The organism is Paratractidigestivibacter sp. (assembly GCF_963660155.1).
In the GTDB taxonomy this organism is placed as follows: Bacteria; Actinomycetota; Coriobacteriia; order Coriobacteriales; family Atopobiaceae; genus Paratractidigestivibacter.
In genome coordinates, this window is sequence record NZ_CAVKWG010000045.1 from 101,873 (window position 1) to 117,858 (window position 15,986).

Annotated in this window: 13 protein-coding genes; 5 read left to right on the forward strand and 8 right to left on the reverse strand. The window is 66.4% G+C overall.

What is annotated here, in order from left to right; genetic code table 11:
* Window positions 1-172 precede the first annotated feature (172 nt).
* Both U5709_RS08795 and U5709_RS08800 read left to right on the forward strand, forming a co-directional pair.
* Window positions 173-2,260 carry a YgiQ family radical SAM protein gene (locus tag U5709_RS08795; RefSeq protein WP_321973228.1) on the forward strand — a complete coding sequence of 696 codons (2,088 nt, stop codon included), beginning with the start codon at window positions 173-175 and terminating at the stop codon, window positions 2,258-2,260.
* A 188-nt stretch (window positions 2,261-2,448) separates the two neighbouring features.
* Entirely contained in the window at window positions 2,449-2,868 is a 420-nt protein-coding gene (locus U5709_RS08800; RefSeq protein ID WP_321971275.1) for a peptide deformylase, read from the forward strand.
* Here U5709_RS08800 and U5709_RS08805 read toward each other — a convergent pair.
* From U5709_RS08805 to U5709_RS08830, 6 genes are all read right to left on the reverse strand, one after another.
* Window positions 2,865-4,886 carry a bifunctional UDP-sugar hydrolase/5'-nucleotidase gene (locus U5709_RS08805; protein ID WP_321971276.1) on the reverse strand — a complete coding sequence of 674 codons (2,022 nt, stop codon included), beginning with the start codon at window positions 4,884-4,886 and terminating at the stop codon, window positions 2,865-2,867. The two genes, U5709_RS08800 and U5709_RS08805, sit on opposite strands and share 4 nt — an antisense overlap.
* 233 nt (window positions 4,887-5,119) lie before the next feature.
* A complete protein-coding gene (locus U5709_RS08810; protein WP_321973229.1) occupies window positions 5,120-6,001 on the reverse strand; it encodes an EamA family transporter in 882 nt (293 codons plus the stop codon).
* Between the two features lie 12 nt (window positions 6,002-6,013).
* Window positions 6,014-6,436 carry a 6-carboxytetrahydropterin synthase gene (locus U5709_RS08815; protein WP_321971278.1) on the reverse strand — a complete coding sequence of 141 codons (423 nt, stop codon included), beginning with the start codon at window positions 6,434-6,436 and terminating at the stop codon, window positions 6,014-6,016.
* Between the two features lie 19 nt (window positions 6,437-6,455).
* Window positions 6,456-7,754: a glycoside hydrolase family 3 protein gene (locus U5709_RS08820; protein WP_321973230.1), complete on the reverse strand. Its 1,299-nt coding sequence runs from the start codon at window positions 7,752-7,754 to the stop codon at window positions 6,456-6,458.
* A gap of 157 nt (window positions 7,755-7,911) precedes the next feature.
* Window positions 7,912-9,879: a subtype A tannase gene (locus U5709_RS08825; RefSeq protein WP_321973231.1), complete on the reverse strand. Its 1,968-nt coding sequence runs from the start codon at window positions 9,877-9,879 to the stop codon at window positions 7,912-7,914.
* A gap of 142 nt (window positions 9,880-10,021) precedes the next feature.
* A complete protein-coding gene (locus U5709_RS08830; protein WP_321971281.1) occupies window positions 10,022-10,924 on the reverse strand; it encodes a DegV family protein in 903 nt (300 codons plus the stop codon).
* A 92-nt stretch (window positions 10,925-11,016) separates the two neighbouring features.
* Between U5709_RS08830 and U5709_RS08835 the strand changes: the two genes are divergently transcribed.
* Both U5709_RS08835 and U5709_RS08840 read left to right on the forward strand, forming a co-directional pair.
* On the forward strand, window positions 11,017-11,433 hold the full coding sequence (locus tag U5709_RS08835; protein WP_321971282.1) for an acylphosphatase: 417 nt from the start codon (window positions 11,017-11,019) through the stop codon (window positions 11,431-11,433).
* Window positions 11,434-11,582: 149 nt separating this feature from the next.
* Window positions 11,583-12,503: a LysR family transcriptional regulator gene (locus tag U5709_RS08840; protein ID WP_321971283.1), complete on the forward strand. Its 921-nt coding sequence runs from the start codon at window positions 11,583-11,585 to the stop codon at window positions 12,501-12,503.
* Between the two features lie 36 nt (window positions 12,504-12,539).
* Here the strand turns inward: U5709_RS08840 and U5709_RS08845 are convergent, their stop codons facing one another.
* The gene (locus tag U5709_RS08845; RefSeq protein WP_321971284.1) at window positions 12,540-13,673 is read right to left on the reverse strand and encodes a tocopherol cyclase family protein; all 1,134 of its coding nucleotides are present in this window, start codon (window positions 13,671-13,673) and stop codon (window positions 12,540-12,542) included.
* 242 nt (window positions 13,674-13,915) lie between these two features.
* Between U5709_RS08845 and U5709_RS08850 the strand changes: the two genes are divergently transcribed.
* Window positions 13,916-14,086: a hypothetical protein gene (locus tag U5709_RS08850; RefSeq protein WP_321973232.1), complete on the forward strand. Its 171-nt coding sequence runs from the start codon at window positions 13,916-13,918 to the stop codon at window positions 14,084-14,086.
* Window positions 14,087-14,376: 290 nt separating this feature from the next.
* Here the strand turns inward: U5709_RS08850 and U5709_RS08855 are convergent, their stop codons facing one another.
* Window positions 14,377-15,132 (reverse strand): L-2-amino-thiazoline-4-carboxylic acid hydrolase, encoded by a 756-nt coding sequence (locus U5709_RS08855; protein ID WP_321971286.1) that lies wholly within the window; start codon window positions 15,130-15,132, stop codon window positions 14,377-14,379.
* Window positions 15,133-15,986 lie beyond the last annotated feature (854 nt).

The window sequence follows — 15,986 nt, forward strand, 5'->3', positions numbered from 1 at the left end:
GCTACAAGGAAAGAAGGTACTTACTTTGTTCCCGCCTGACGTAGTCTCAATCACTCGCAGGTCAGGTACACAATCCCAACACCTCGCCTACACGCATGCGCCACAAATCGCCCGGGGCGCCAAACCCATCGACGCTTGTTACCATGGATGGCAACGCGATTAAGGGGACCCCATGAGCGCAAAGCCGCCAAAGAAGCACGACCAGAACACCAAGCCCACCGCCAAGGTGCCCAAGGGCCGCCCGGGGCGCGAGGCGTTTCTTCCCACCTGCCGCGCCGACATGGAGGCCCGCGGCTGGGACCAGTGCGACTTCGTCTACATCTGCGGCGACGCCTACGTGGACCACCCGAGCTTCGGCATGGCCATCGTCGGCCGCGAGCTCGAGGCCCACGGCTACAAGGTGGGCATCATCTGCCAGCCCGATTGGCACGACCCGCAGAGCGTGAACGCACTCGGCGAGCCGCGCCTGGCGTTCCTTGTCTCGGCAGGCAACATGGACTCCATGGTCAACCACTACACCGTGGCAAAGAAGCGCAGGTCAAAGGACTTCTACACCCCCGGCGGCTGCATGGGCGCCCGTCCCGACCACGCGGTCGTGGTGTACTCCAACCTGATCCGCCGCACGCACAAGCACACCCCCATCGTGCTCGGAGGCATCGAGGCGAGCCTGCGCCGCCTTGCCCACTACGATTACTGGTCCGATTCGCTCAAGCGCTCCATTCTGCTCGATTCGGGTGCCGACCTGCTGCTTTATGGCATGGGCGAGCGCTCGATCGTCGAGATGGCCGACGCGCTCGACGGCGGCGTGGCCATAAGCGATGTCACTTGGATCGCCGGCTCGGCCTACAAGGCGCGCTCGCTCGACGACGTCTACGACTACGAGCTGCTGCCCACCTTCGACGAACTCACCGCCGACCGCTGCGCCTACGCCGAGAGCTTCGCCGTGCAGTACGAGAACATGGACGCCATCACGGCCAAGCGCCTCGTGGAGCCCTACCCTGCCGACAACCTCTACGTGGTGCAGAACCCGCCCACGGCGCCGCTGACCACCGAGGAGCTCGACGCCGTCTACGAGCTCCCCTATGCGCGCGGCTGGCACCCTGACTACGACGAGGCGGGCGGCGTGCCCGCGTTCGACTTCGACGAGGTGCGCTTCTCCATCGCGGCAAACCGCGGCTGCTTCGGCGAGTGCAGTTTCTGCGCCATCACCTTCCACCAGGGCCGCATTGTGCAGGTGCGCAGCCACGACTCCGTGATGCGCGAGGCCGAGGCGCTCACGCACGACCCGAACTTCAAGGGCTACATCACCGACGTGGGCGGCCCCACGGCGAACTTCGGCCGCTCCGCCTGCGACAAGCAGGCCAAGCACGGCGTGTGCTCGAATCGTCGCTGCATGTGGCCCAAGCTCTGCCCCAACATGGTGGTCGAGGAGGACTCCTACGCGGACCTTCTCGCCGACCTGCGTCAGCTCCCGGGCGTCAAGAAGGTCTTCGTGCGCAGCGGCGTGCGCTTCGACTACACGCTGGCCGACAAGTCCGACAAGTTCCTGAACGAGCTCGTGCGCCACCACGTCTCGGGCCAGCTGCGCCTTGCGCCCGAGCACGTGAGCGACACGGTGCTCTCGGCCATGGGCAAGCCATCGCGCGCCGTCTACGAGGCGTTTTGTCGCCGCTTCGAGCGAGCGACGAAGGCCGCGGGGCTCGAGCAGTACGTCGTGCCCTACCTCATCAGCAGCCACCCCGGCTCCACGATGAAGGAGGCCGTGGAGCTGGCGGAGGCCGTGCGCGACATGGGCTACATGCCCGAGCAGGTGCAGGACTTCTACCCCACGCCCTCCACGATGAGCACCTGCATGTTCTACACGGGCCTCGACCCGCGCGACATGTCGCCCATCTACGTGCCGCGCGACCCCCACGAGAAGGCCATGCAGCGCGCGCTGATCCAGTACCGCAAGCCCGAGAACTGGCAGCTCGTCAACGAGGCGCTGCGCAAGGCGGGCCGCACCGACCTCATCGGCTTCGGGCCGAAGTGCCTGATCCGGCCATACCCGCCCAAGGGCGGCGCCGGCGGCAAGGGCAAAGGCGGCAAGATGGGCAACAACGGCGGGCATGCCAGCCGCGGCTCCGGCGTGGGCGGCAAGAAGGGCGGCGCTCCCCAGGGCAACAAGCCCGGCGGCATGAGTCGCGCGCAGAACACCGCCGGCCGCAACCGCGCCGCGCAGGGCCGCCAAGGCGCCAACAACCGCCGCGGCCACCGCTAACCCCTCTCCTCAAAGTTTGGAAGGCTTCCGATCTTTGAGGGGAGGGCGGATTGGAGGCTGTCCGGAAGACTGTCTTTTTTGCAGCGGTTTGTGGACTGTCCATTTTCTGGGGGGAATGGCACTTTTCAACCGCCGGTGGCGGTGGCAGAATTGAATGTTGCACACCAACGGCGAAAGGCACCCATCCCATGATCCGCGAGATCGTCCACTCCCCCATGCTGCTCCGCGTTCCCAGCGAGCCCGCCATCCTCGGTTCGGCCGAGGACCGCGAGATCGGGCACGACCTTCTCGACACGCTGGCCGCCAACGCCGAGCGCTGCGTGGGCATGGCCGCGAACATGATCGGAGCGCGCCGCCGCATCATCGTGGTGAACAACGGCGCTCGTAACATGCTCATGTACAATCCCGAGATCCTCGAGGGCGTAGGCACCTACGAGACCGAGGAGGGGTGCCTCTCGCTGGAAGGCACCCGCCCGTGCACGCGTTATCGCCGCATCAAGGTCCGCTACCTCGACGACAGCTGGAACGAGCGCACGATCACCTTCACTGGCTTCGTCGCCGAGATTATCCAGCACGAGATAGACCACTGCAACGGCGTGGTCATCTAGCGTTCCTCGTCGACAAAGCCGAATGCCGCGGCGCCGATAAGGGCCGCGCTCGCCAAAGCGCCGGAAAGCGCATCGAGAGAAGCGTCGCCCGTGGCCGGCACGCTGCGGTAAGCAGGTGTCGCCTTTGTGGCCGTGGAGCCGGATGCGGCCGCGTTGCCGGCCGTCGTCTTGCCGCCGCCCGCCGTCCCGCCGCCCGCAGGCTCCTCGCCGCTGGACGACCCGCTCCCGCCATCGGCGGCCTCATCGTGATCGGTAATCCGGATACGCCCCTGCCCCAAGGCGTCGGCGTACTCGTCGCCGACAACGCCCTTGAGCGACTCGCTGAAATAGTTGATGAGCGCCTGCGTGTCCACGAAGAGCATACGTGCCGACGACCAATTCTCGGGTTTGGGTATGCAGCTGCCGCCTAGCTGGACCACGAAGTCAGGCCCGCAGATCGTGTACTCCTTATCCTCAAGAAGCGCCTCACCGTGGAGCTTCACGTCCCTCACCCGGCGCTCGCCCGAAATGCTCTCAAACTTGGTGCCGTCTGTCGAGTACACGACCGACGAGGCCACGTCCTCGCGGATGGTGTACGAGAATCCCTCGGATACCTGCAAAAAGGCACCAGAGGCCTCGGGATAACTAGCCGCCGCGACCTCGAGCATATTGAGAATGTGCCGCCCCGTCACCTTGAGGCTCACAACTGTGTTCGCGAACGGGCACACGTCGATGAGGTTCCCGTAGGTGATCTTGCCGGCGGCAAGGTCGTGCCGCAGACCGCCACCGTTGATAAAGGCGATGTCGCAGTCCTCGCCCATGTTCGCGGCGGAGTAGTAGATGGAGTCGGCAACAAAGTCGCCGAGGTTCGTCTCCCGCTTTCGCACAGCATACGAACCGTCGACCTCGAAGGCGCAGAGCTTGTGTTTGGACTCCCCGTATATCTTGTTCTTCTGCTCGGCAACCCCGGCCTCCAACTCGGCGATAAGGCCTTCCATCTTCTCGTCCTTGCCGTCCCATTGCTTGATGAGCTCGGCTGCCGCGGGCAGGCCGGAGGAGTCGAGGGCGACCGTCGCCGTGCCGGCAAAAGGATCGATCTCGATGCGCCCGAAGCTCGAGAACTGGCAACCGGTCTGCGAGACAACGACGTCGATGCCATTCTTGTTCTTGAACTTCTCGATGTACATCTCGTGCGAGTGGCCGTCCACGACGAGGTCGATCCCGGAGGTATTGGCCACGACGGCCTTGCTACTCCAGCGCTCCATCACGCCTTTGCGTCCAAGGTGGCCAAGCAGCACAACGTAATCGGCGCCGTCGTCTCTCGCTGCGTCGACGGCGGCCTGAACGGCCGAGTAAAGCCCGGTTCCTGACTCGTCGCCGCAAAAGCCGCAGATCTGGTTGCCGTCCTTATCGGCAAAGGCGGTGGGTTTTGACGAGGAGAGGGTAGACGGCGTTACGGCGCCCACATAGCCGACGCGGACCGTCGAGCCCGAGACCTCGTAGTCGCAAACCCGGTAGGCGTCAAAAATGCGCTCGTCAGTGCGTTCATCGACGAAGTTACAGCAGACCAAGGGCACGCTGCCCTCGGTCTGGCGCAGCTGGAAGAGCTTCTCCGCGCCGTAATCGAACTCGTGGTTGCCCAAGGTGATGACGTCATAGCCGCACGCGCCGATGACGCGAGCGGGCATCTCGCCCTCGGTGAGCATAGCCGACGAGCTCCCCTGGAGATTGTCGCCGGCGTCGACGAGGACGACATTGGCCTCACCGTGGGCGGCGCGCTGCTGCGTCACATAGTCCAGAAGGGCCGCGTAGCCAAGGCTCGTCTTCTCGTTGACCATGCTGCAGTGCACGTCGTTGGTGTGGACGACGACGATTTTCGAAGCGGCGGTCTCGGAGGCGGGCACGTCCTCCTCGGCGGGCACGACCTCATCCGCGAAAGCCGCCGCGGGACCGGAGACAAGGGGCACGGTAAGGCTCGCGAGCACGGTCCCCGCGCTGACGAGGAAGCCGCGGCGGGTCAGGTTGTTGTCCAGGTCCATTGGTCGACCCCCTTCTGAAAGTGAATGTAGGCATGGTCCCCCCATGAATGTTACTCTGCGAGCTTCTATTCCACGAGGTCCATGGGGGCCTCGCCCATCTGCGCGCCGTTGACGCAGTCGCCGACGCCGCACCGTACCGCAAAGTCGGCGCCTGTTCCAAAATCCCGAGCGATACCAATGGAGGTCCGCCGCGGATTGGTATTGCTCGAGTTTTTTGGGGTGCGCGGCGGCGCTCACGACCAGACGGTCATGGCGAGGGTCGCGGCGACGATGAGCGCGAGGCCCGCCGCGGCGCGGCGACCGAGCCGCTCGGTGAACACGGCGCGCGCGAAGCCGATTGACACGAGGATCGAGAGCTTGTCGATCTGGGTCACCACGCTGACCTGGCCCGCCTGGATCGCGTAGTAATAAAAGAGCCAGCTTGCGCCCGTCGCCACGCCGGATGCACAAATAAAGCCCAGCTCACGGTGGTCGCACCTCCGCACGAGCGACAGTTTGCCCCGCGCGGCGACGATGGCCCACGCCATCACGAGCACAACGCAGGTGCGCACGGCCGTGGCAAGGTTCGAGTCAACGCCCGAGACGCCCACCTTGGCAAGCACCGACGTGAGCGCCGCGAAGACCGCCGCCGCGACGGCAAGAAGGACCCAGCGCCTCCCCTGCCCCGCCGGGGCGCCCGCCGTCCGCCTCTTCTCGACCATCATCAGCGTGCCCGCAAGAATCGCGGCTATGGCCGCGAGCTTGACGCCCAGATGCCCCGTCTCGCCGAAGAACACGATGGCCAGAAGCGCCGAGAGCGCCGTCGACGACTTGTCGATGGGCACGACCTTGTTCACGTCGCCCTCCGCGAGCGCGGCGAAGTAGCAGATCCAGCTGCCGCCCGTGGCCAGGCCCGAGAGCGCAAGGAACGCATACGATCGCGGCGAGATCTGCGCCAGCGCCGCCGGCACGTCCCCCACCGAGATGGCCGCCATGACCCAGCTGAACAGGAGCACCACCGCACAGCGCACGGCCGTGGCCACGTCGGAGTCGGTATGCGCGATGCCAACCTTTGCCAGAACCGACGTGAGGCCCGCGAAGAGCGCCGAAGCCGCGGCCGCGAGGACCCAGTTCATGCAGGCGCCTCCTTACGGCCTATACGTCGCGCAGTTCATCGGCGTCTCATACACATCGATCTGCGAGCAAGGCAGCCCGCGCGCGATGAGCTCGTCGGCGAAGTGGCGCGCGAGATTCTCGGCCGTGGTACGGAATGGCACGATTGTAAGGCTGAAGCCCTCGCCCTCGAGCGCCTCGATGGTCGCCGGCTTCAAAGTCCCCTCCTCCACGAGGAAGGTGTGGTCGTACTCCTCGACAAGCGCGCGGAAGATCTTCTTAAAGACCCCGAAGTCGAGCACCATGCCGCGCATGGTGCCCTCTACCTGCAGCTCGTTTTGCTCGATGTAGGCCACGACACGCCAGCGGTGGCCGTGGAGGTTCTCGCACTTGCCGTAGTAGTCGGCGAGAAAATGAGCGGCGTCGAAGGACGCCTCGGTCTTGAGGCCAAAGGACATGGGCGCTCCTTTGCGGGTGCTACGCCTCGACCAGCCCGGCCGCCTGCTTGGCGGCGATGATGCGGGCCACGGACTCGTTGATGCGGTCCTCGGTGAGGCGCCCGGACGTAACGGCCTCAATGATACCGTCGCGCGCGGCCCAGGGGTCCGGCGACATGAGCACCATGTCGCCGCCTGCCTCGACGAAGCGCGCCGCGGCGTCGCCGACCTCGAAGTTCTGGCTGATGGCGCCCATGCTCATGGAGTCGCTGATCACGACGCCCGTGAACCCGAGCCGTCCGCGCAGCGCCTCGGCGATCATGATGTGGCTGAGCGTCGCGGGCAGGCCGTCGCCGGCCGCGTTGGGGGTCTGGATGTGGCCGACCATGATGAAGGGGCAGCCAGCCTCAACGGCAGCCTGGAAGGGTAGATACTCGCATTCGTGCAGCTCATCGGCCGTGCGGCAAGAATAAACGGCGCCGGTATGCGAGTCGCCCCGGGTGTCGCCGTGGCCAGGGAAGTGCTTGGCGCAGGGTAGCATGCCCGTGGCGAGCATGGCCTGGACCTCGGCCGCGACCATCTCGGCGCAGACCTGGGGGTCCGAGCTGAAGGAGCGATGCCCGATCACGGGGTTCGAGGGGTTGGTGAGCACATCGGCCACGGGCGCGAAGTCGAGGGTAAAACCAATGTCGCGCAGGTAGAAGCCGATGGAGTTGCCCACGTATGCAGCGCGCGTCGGATCGCCCTCTTGGCCGATCCACCACATGTTGGAGAAGTGCTCGACGTCGAAGAAGCCGGAGTTGGCCACGCGCGCGACGAGACTGCCGCCCTCCTCGTCGGTGGCGGTGAAGACCGGGATGCCAACGCCCGAGGCGCGCGAGAACTTGACTGTACCGCTCAGCATGTCGCGAAGCTGCTGGTCACCCTTGATGTTCTGACTGAAGTAGATGACGCCGCCGACGGGCAGGTCGGCCATGCCGGCTTGGGTAAGAGGACCCGCCTTGGTGGCGAGCTCTACGCCCGCGAGCTGCTCGGGCGTGACGAAGAGCATCTGCGCGACCTTCTGCTCGAGCGTCATGGACGCAAGGAGCTTCTCGGCCGTGGTGGGGGCGGGCTCGGGGGCGGCCGCGGGCTCGTCGGAGCCCGCATCGGCGTCTGCCAAGGCGTCGCCCTGGTCGGCGCCCTGGCCCGCATCCTGGCCCGCAGCGGAGGCGGCGCCCTGGCCCGCGGTGCTCCCCTGCTGCGCCGCGCAACCGCCGAGCGCCACGGCCCCGGCCGCACCGAGCACCTTGAGCGCCTGGCGGCGGGTAAGCGTGAGGTCGGCGACGGGCAGGCGCATAGCGGGTCCTTTCGGGGCTTCTCCTTGGCAAGAAAAACGCGCGGCGGGCCGAAGCCCACCGCACGAAATTGTAAATGCTTTGAAGCCAGCCGTACACGCGATGCTCAACGCCTGCTTGAGCCCGAGGCCCCGCGGAGGCGCCAAGGACGCGCCAACCTTACGAGCAGCAGCTCACGACCCAGGCGACGAAGTTGCCCGCGGGGCTGCCGGAGCGCTCGGCGAGGACGTGCCCCTGGCCCCAGACCGGGGTGTAGGCCACATCGGACACGCCGTCGTACTTGCCCAGCGCAAGAGCCATGTTGGCCGCCGTGCACGGCGAGACAAACGTATCGAAGACGCCCTCGTTGATGCGCCAGTGGGCAGCGACGCCCGACTGCCCGTAGCCCGCATAGGCGCCGGAGAGCCAGTAGAGCGGGTTCATCATGTCGACGCGGGCCGCCATGGTCGTCTCGAGCGAATCCTGCTTGGCGAGGTCGAGCCTCCAGGCGCTCTCGTAAGAGGCGTCCCAATCGCTGCAGGTCGCGTAGGTCGAGGCGTTCTTCTCGATGAGCTCGCCGGCCATGGCATCGAAGTGCAGGGTGCTCTCCTCGCCGATGCCGAAGAGCTGGTTGGACTTCGACGAGCGGTCGGGACGATCGTAGGGCGAGCAGGGCATCTCGGCCGGGCGGACGTGCTTGGAGAGGTCGCCCAGGCTCTGGACCGTGACGACATTGCGCTTGATGTTGTAGTTGATCCAGCGATAGTCGGAGTTAAGCGCCGCGAAGTAGTTGCTCGGGGTGTCGTAGATGGTCGACTGGACCGTGGTCGTGCCAGCCGGCTGAGAAGCGGCGGCGTCGGACGCGGACGCGTCGACCTCGCCCGTGGCCGCGTCGACGCTCGCTGCGACGTCGACGCTCGCGGCGGCCTCGGCGCTCGCGGCCGTGTCGGCAGCCGAGACGGCGCCGCCCACGCCAGCGGCCTGCGCCGAGGCGCGCGTCGAGAGCAGGTTCGGGTCGCCCGGGAACATCGGGTCGTCGAGGTGCTGCGGCGTGTGCGTGTACGGGAAGGGCGTGTTCTGCACGAAATACGTGGCCGCGTCGCTCACCTGCGAGAGAAGCTCATCGGCGTAGCTGCCCATCGTGTACTGACCGCCCTCGGACTCGTCCAAGGTGAGGTGCTCGTCGTCCGCGTTGCGCAGGTCCATACCGTTGACCCAAGCGCCGTACGCGCCGGCGAGCCCCTGCGAGAGCTGGGTGCGCCAGGTGCCCTCGGCGCGGGGGTCAGCGCTCGAGTGCTGGCCCATGGCCCACTCGTAGGCCGCGTCGGCCACATCGAAGCTCGTGACCGGACACCAAGAGGCGCTTCCGGCGATGGCATCGGAGAGCTCGGCGCCCTTGGCGTCGTGAGTGGCCGCGCCGATGCTCTCGAGGTAGGGGCGATAGGCCTCGGCGTCGCCCGAGGCGCCCATGACGGCGCTCACGCCGCCGCCGGCCGAAAAGCCGAAGACAAAGACGCGGCTCACGTCGAAGGGCAGCTCGGAGGCGTTGTAGCGAAGGTAGCGCACGGCTGCCTTGAGGTCCACGACGGGCCACGGGGCGCCGCCGGGGTACATGTCGGTGGAGCCGGAGGTGGTGTCGACACCGGCGGAGCGGCCGCGAAAACCCGCGTACACGTAAACGCAGCCCTGCTCAAGATAGGTTCCGAGGCCCGTGTACTCGTAGGTCGTGGGGCTCTGCTGCGCAGCCAGGGTGCCCGTGTTGACGGGCATGACCACGGGCGCCGTGGCGGGCGTGAAGTTGCCGACGACGGCCTTCTCGTTGACGGAGCACTTGTAAGCGGAGCCGCTCTTCTCGCCTGTGAAGAACTTGCCGGGCACGAAGATGGCGAGAGACTCGTAGGTCTTGGTCGCGGGCTTGGTGCAGTACTTGAGCCCGAGCTGGTAGTAGCAGTCGTTCTCCTCGTCGTACTTCCAGGACTCCATGTTGATGGCGAGGTCCTTGAACTCCTCGAGGTCGACGTCGGCGGGGGCAGCGTCGGTGCCGGAGTCGTCCGGCTGCTTCTGATCGGTCGGGCGAGAGCAGCCGGCGAGGCCGGAGGCGCCGGCGAGGCCGGCGAACGCGAGGAACTGTCGTCTGGTGAAGCCCATGGTTTCTCCTTTGCGGGCGGGCCGTTATGTGGCCTTCTACCCAATGTGCGCGAGGCTTACGGAACGCGGCGGCGCGCGAGCAGGCGCCGAGCGGGACGCCGCGGGCGGGCGGCGCAGGCGGGCGCCGTGCGCGAGCGGGCGGCTACTTGCGGCGGTCGGGACCCCAGAACACCATCGAGATCATGCCAGGGCCAACATGCGACCCGATGGTCGGGCCGATGGTCGGGCGCAGGACCTCGAGGCTGTCGTCGAGCTCGCGCAGCTTGGTGGCCACGCTGAAGCCGTCCTCGGCGACGTCGGCGTCACCCACGGCGACCACGTTGGCCTCGCCGTTGAGCTCGTGGTTCTTCTGGTAGTGTTCGACGAGCTTCTTCAGGCCCTTCTTGCGACCGCGGGCGACGCCGCGGATGCCGAGCGTGCCGTCGAGGTTGAAGTGCAGAAGGGGCTTGACGCCCAGCGCGTCGCCGACGACCGCCACGCCCTTGGGCACGCGGCCGCCGCGGTGAAGGGCATCGAGGTCCTCGACCATGAACATGACGCGCACGCGGAAGCGCGCCTCTTGCGCCCAAGCCACGATGTCCTCGGCGCTCATGCCGGCGTCGCGCTTGTTGCACGCCTCGTTGAGCAGCAAGGTGAGCGCGGTGGAGGCGATGAGGGTGTCCACGACGTAGATGCGGATCTGCTCGCCGGGGTGGGCCTCCTTCAGGCGGTCGAGGCTCGCGACGGCGCCGTTGTAGCCGCCGGAGATGCCGCTCGAGATGCAGAACATGACGGTGGGCACGCCGGACTCGTAGGCGGCCTGGAACGCCTCGTCGTACTCGAGCTGGGAGGGCTGCGAGGTCATGGGGGCGGCGCCGTTGCGGATGGCCTCGTAGAAGTCGTGGGCGCTGCGGGACTGGAACAGGTCGTCGTCGCCGCACAGGCCGCCGTCGGGCTTGCCCGCCTCGACGTAGTGGAACGGCAGGATGGTGACGTTGCGCTCCTTCGCCTGCTCGGCGGTGAAGTCGCAGGTGGAATCGCACATGATGTTGCAGATTGCGGACATTTGGGTCCTCTCGGCCATAAAGTGAGGGCGATAAACTCCATAGTATTGTAGAGCTGAAGCATGCATCGGGCCGAGACGAAGGAGACCTCAACATGTTCTGGAGACGAGAGGAGCGCCGCGGGGCCGCGGCGGCGGAGTCCATCGCCAACCTGATCCACGAGGCACGCGGCGGCGGGTCGCCCGACCCCGAGCCCGCGCCCGACGTGCCCGTGCTCAACGAGAGCGGCGAGGCGTTAATCCGCCGCAGGTACCGCTATGTGGGGCAGGTGCAGGGCGTAGGCTTTCGCTGGACGTCGCAACGCGTCGCGGGGACGCTCGGGCTCACCGGCTGGGTGCGCAACGAGGAGGACGGCTCGGTCACGCTCGTCTTGCAGGGCACCCAGGAGCAGCTCGGGGCCTTTGCGACCAAGCTCGCCGAGAATATGGCGCGCTACGCGCGCTACACCGTGGCCGACCGTGAAGACGAGCCGGTCGACGCCCGCGAGACCCAGTTCAAGGTGCGCTACTAGGCGGTGCGCGCGGGGCGCGGGCTGTGGTGCGCGAGCCCGGGCCGATGGCCGTGCGTTGCGTCATTGTGACTCGTTATCGAGAGCGTCGATAACTCGGTTATTCTTGGCAGCGAATACAAGACGTCGCACGCAACGCCGGGGAGAACACCATGACGCTCCAGCAGCTCCGCTACCTCATCGCCGTCGCCGAGTACGGCTCCATCAACGCCGCCGCCGGCAACCTCTACACGTCGCAGTCCAATGTGTCGGCGGCCATCAGCGAGCTCGAGCGCGAGCTCGGCGTCGAGGTGTTCACGCGCTCGAACCGCGGCGTCACGCTGACGAACGACGGCACGGAGCTGCTCGGATACGCGCGCCAGGTCGTCGAGCAGGCCGATCTCCTCTCGCAGCGCTTCAAGCAGAAGAAAGCCGCGGGCGCCCGGCTGGCCGTCTCGACGCAGCACTACGCCTTCAGCCTGCAGGCCTTCGTCAACGTGGTCGAGGAGTTCCGCGGCGCGGAGTTCGATTTCGTGCTGCGGGAGACCACGACGGCGCAGATCATCGAGGACGTGAGCCAGTTCCGCAGCGAGGTCGGCGTGATCTACCTCGACGATTTCAACAAGCGCGTGCTCAGGCGGGCGCTCGCCGACGCCCGGTGCGCGTTTTGCGAGCTCTTCGAGGCCGACGTCCACGTGTTCGTGGGCACCGGCCACCCGCTCGCGGCGAAGGCGTCCGTGCGCCTCGGCGACCTCGCGCCGTACGCGCGCTACAACTTCGAGCAGGGCACGGTGAACTCTTTCCATTACTCCGAGGAGCCGCTGGCCTACATCCCGTGCTCAAAGACCATCCGCTACACGGATCGCGCGACGTTGACCAACCTTTTGACCAGCTATAACGGCTATACCTTGTCGACCGGCGTGCTCACCGACGAGATGCAGTCGGGCATCGTGAGCATTCCGCTCGAGGATGCGCCGGTGATGCGCGTCGGCTACATCATGCACGAGGAGCGCCGGCCGACCGAGCTGGTCGGGCGCTACATCGCCGAGCTCGAGCGCGTCGTGGCCGCGAATCCCAACGTCGAGGCCCGCTAGGCCGCCGCAGGACGCAAAACGCCGTCCAATCGGGCGCTAATCATACTCTCCGTACTCGCAGCCGACGTGCGCGGCGTCCATGTCGTCGACGAGCACGAGCTCGCGCCCACGCTTCTCGAAGAGCTGCAGCCGGCCGTGCCCGTTGCCGCCGTTCCACAAGCGGTTATGGCGCTTCGAGCCGTCGGGTGCCTCGTAATTGACGAGCAGCATATCGGCCTTCTCGCACCAGACGTCGGTGACGAGGCGCGCGGCCCACGTGTCCTGCTCGACGTGCCACACGATTCGCTCGTCCTCCTCGCGGCACTCGAAGCGCGTCCGCGAGCCCGTCCAGAACTTGGAGAAGTTGAACTCGAAGCCGCGGCCCTCGTGCCAGATGGCGCCGAGCAGCTTGCGCGGCAACCCCACAAAGAAGACCTTCGGACGGCCGCCGCCGATGTCGAACGCCGTGTCGGCCAGCCGCTCGCCCGTGATCCGGCTCGTGAGGTCGCACGACGAGAGCCATACCCACGGCGTCGTGAAGCCGTGCCCCCAGTTCTTGTCCGCGTAGCCGAAGCTTGAGGGGCCGTCGACCGCGTACCTGCGCCCGTCGAGCCAAACCGTTCCGCTGACCTGTGTTTTCATGCCCTGCGCGTGCCAATACATCTCGAACGCCTTGATCGCGCGCAAAGGGGCCGAGGTTCCGTAGCCCACGTTGAAGGCAATCTTCTTGTCCAGCTTGAGGTCCCAGCGCATGGAGCCCGCGCCGCACATCCACTCGGGATGCGCCGCGGCCTCGGCAGCCGAGACCTCGACGCTCCCGCGCAGCTCCGTCTCGCTCGCAAAGCAGTCGCCCGCCTCGACCTCGAAGGGCGCGCCCATGCGAACGCGGGCCTCTTGCCAGCCAAAGAAACGGTGGAGCTGGCGGGCACCCTTTCCCCAACAACCCGCCTTGACCATAACGTAGCTCGGACGCCGCCCGGCGACCTTGTTTTCCGGCAGCTGCCCGAACACGGGCCGCTCGCCGCCGAGCGCCGGGTTCACCAAGAAGTACTCGACGAAGAACGCCCGCTCCTCGCCCGTCTGCACGTCGCGCGCGGAAAACGAGTGCCACCACCAGTCGTAGCCCCGCCGGCGCAAAGGGCCGCTGAGCATGCACTGGTTTCTTGCCTCGTCGCGCGTGTTGAAATTCATGGTTGCCGCTCTTTTCGCAGGTAAAGGCCTAGGTTTCGGGCAAGGTGGCGCCCCGCTCAAAAGTATTTTGGCACGAAAGGCGCCCCTGGTGCGCAAGCGGTGCGCCCAGCTCGGCAGTGCGTGCCATCGAAACGGGCCAAGCCCGAACCAACCAAAGGAGCACACCATGAGCACCAGCAAGGACCTCACCGTCATCGTCGCCGCCACCGCTTTTTTGCCTCGCCCTCGTCGCCGTGGTCGTCGTGGCCGTGGGCGCCGGCGCCGCCGCCTTCGGGGCCTTTGCGCAGAGCATGGGCCTCGCCAAGGCAGGGGGCCTAGCGAGCATCCCGCCCGCTTTCGGGCTTGCCTCGATCGGCGTTGCCGCGGCCGCGTTGGTCTTCACGGTCTGCAAGACGGCCGACGACGAGGACTAGTCCCCGACCCTAACCCACGGGCCAGCCCCCGCCTGCGCGCAACGACCCCGCGCAACGCCAAAAAAAAGCCCCGTCCCGGCGAATTCGGCGCCGGCGCGACTCGCCGATAGGCACCGCGCGCCAAAAAATCGAACTTGACGGTCGATTCCGACCGGAGGCGCAAGTACCCCGCCATACCACGGATAAAAAACCGCAGGTAGGAGCATCGCCTCAATTTGGGCTACTTTGGCTGAAGCCGAAATTCGACCGTCAAGTTCAATTTTTGGGCAGAGCGCTCGCGTCGGCCCGCCTCAAGGGCGCCGATACGCGTACTTCTCAGGGATGTCGTTGACGATATAGCCGTCTGCGTCAACGTACGGAGGGCAGGTGCGGGCGAGCTCGCTTCCGGGGCCGACGATGCGCATGTCGCAGACGTCGTCGCCTGCAGCCACGAGCAGCGGCCGGACGAGCGTGAGGTTCTTGGTCGCCATGTTGGGATAGTCCGTGTTGCACATGGGGCGCAGCAGCCGTAACAGGCCCAGGCGCTCGAGCGTTTCCTTTACGGGGCAACGGCCGGAGACCATCTGGACGCCGCCGGGAGTGGGGCTCACATTAACCTGCACGTCCCAATATCCGCCCAGCTCACCGGCCTCGAAGCGCCTGTGCACCGTGGCTGCGAAGCGCTTGTACACGGCGGTGAAGAGCCGCATAACGCGCGGGTTGTCGCCGCTGAACCAAGCGGGCATCTGCATGCGCCCACGGCGACCGAAGCTCACCTCGTAAACAAGCTCCTCGAACTTCTCGCCGGAAGGCTTGCGCGGCTCGACCTCCCAAGCGGCCACGAGCAGCATGTTGTTGTAGAGCCCCGCGCCGAAGGGGCTCTTCTTGCCGCCGCAGAACGGGATGATGTCGTTGTTGCAGTAGCTCTCGAAGCGATAAACGGCCTGCTCAAAGAGGGAGGCGCCCTCATCGGCGCCGTATTTGTCGGCAAGATACGCGCGGACCGTCCGCGCGGCGGCGCGGCTCGGCAGCATGTGGCGCGAGGTATCGATCTGCGGGGTGAGCATGGCGGTTCCTTTGGGCGGGAGGCGCCGCAGCCGTGCGGGCTGCCGGCGAGGCCGGACGCGCGGGCGGCGAGGCGCCAAATACTTTGTTAGGTAGGGCTAACTATACCGCGCGCGACCGTTCTACTCGGGCGTCTCGTCGGCTCCGCAAGGGCCGCGGCGCAGAGATAACGGACCAAGTCGAACGGTTATCTTTGCGGCCAACGGAGGCCTCCCAGTGGTGACTTGCTCGGGCAGTATACGCGGGAGCGCGGCGAGAAAGACAGCGAACCATAAAGCCGACGACCTGCCGCCCGGGAGGATGTGCGGCCAACAGAGGCCTGCCACCAATGGCGGGCCGGGCAGTCAGCAACCGGCCGCGGCAACACGCGCGACAGCCCGTTCACCATGAAGCGCGACCGCGTGCGCGGCGCCGCGATTAAGGCCCTGCTGAGAGCCGCGCTCACGAACCGGGCCGAAGGCCAACTCGTCTATGTGAGGGGTCTCGACACGAGCTATCGATTCGAGGGTTACGGCTCGTACGACGCCGAGAGGCTTGTGTCGAAGGGGCGAGCGCCCCTTAAGGAGCGGTCGGGGCGGGTTCACCGCACGCCCATAACCGGTCGAGGGGCCTCGGCGGGTGCCTTGGCCGGCTCCGCGCGCACAAAAAACCGGGATGGCGGCAGTTTTTCGCGCACCGCCCGAGTATCCAATTTTCGGGCAGCTCGTCTACCTGCGGTTTTGTTGGGCATAGAGCGCGGGATACTCGGACGCTCTGCAGAAAACTGCCGCCATCCCCGATTTTTTGGCTCTATGACGTTTCTGGTGGGTAGCACAGCGTCGACGTCTGCGCCGAGAAGTCCAGCTTCCCGAGCCTG

Coding starts and splice junctions, on each gene's coding strand:
- U5709_RS08795 (WP_321973228.1), top strand. CDS start 173: ATGAGCGCAAAGCCGCCAAAGAAGCACGACCAGAACACCAAGCCCACC.
- U5709_RS08800 (WP_321971275.1), top strand. CDS start 2,449: ATGATCCGCGAGATCGTCCACTCCCCCATGCTGCTCCGCGTTCCCAGC.
- U5709_RS08805 (WP_321971276.1), bottom strand. CDS start 4,886: ATGGACCTGGACAACAACCTGACCCGCCGCGGCTTCCTCGTCAGCGCG.
- U5709_RS08810 (WP_321973229.1), bottom strand. CDS start 6,001: ATGAACTGGGTCCTCGCGGCCGCGGCTTCGGCGCTCTTCGCGGGCCTC.
- U5709_RS08815 (WP_321971278.1), bottom strand. CDS start 6,436: ATGTCCTTTGGCCTCAAGACCGAGGCGTCCTTCGACGCCGCTCATTTT.
- U5709_RS08820 (WP_321973230.1), bottom strand. CDS start 7,754: ATGCGCCTGCCCGTCGCCGACCTCACGCTTACCCGCCGCCAGGCGCTC.
- U5709_RS08825 (WP_321973231.1), bottom strand. CDS start 9,879: ATGGGCTTCACCAGACGACAGTTCCTCGCGTTCGCCGGCCTCGCCGGC.
- U5709_RS08830 (WP_321971281.1), bottom strand. CDS start 10,924: ATGTCCGCAATCTGCAACATCATGTGCGATTCCACCTGCGACTTCACC.
- U5709_RS08835 (WP_321971282.1), top strand. CDS start 11,017: ATGTTCTGGAGACGAGAGGAGCGCCGCGGGGCCGCGGCGGCGGAGTCC.
- U5709_RS08840 (WP_321971283.1), top strand. CDS start 11,583: ATGACGCTCCAGCAGCTCCGCTACCTCATCGCCGTCGCCGAGTACGGC.
- U5709_RS08845 (WP_321971284.1), bottom strand. CDS start 13,673: ATGAATTTCAACACGCGCGACGAGGCAAGAAACCAGTGCATGCTCAGC.
- U5709_RS08855 (WP_321971286.1), bottom strand. CDS start 15,132: ATGCTCACCCCGCAGATCGATACCTCGCGCCACATGCTGCCGAGCCGC.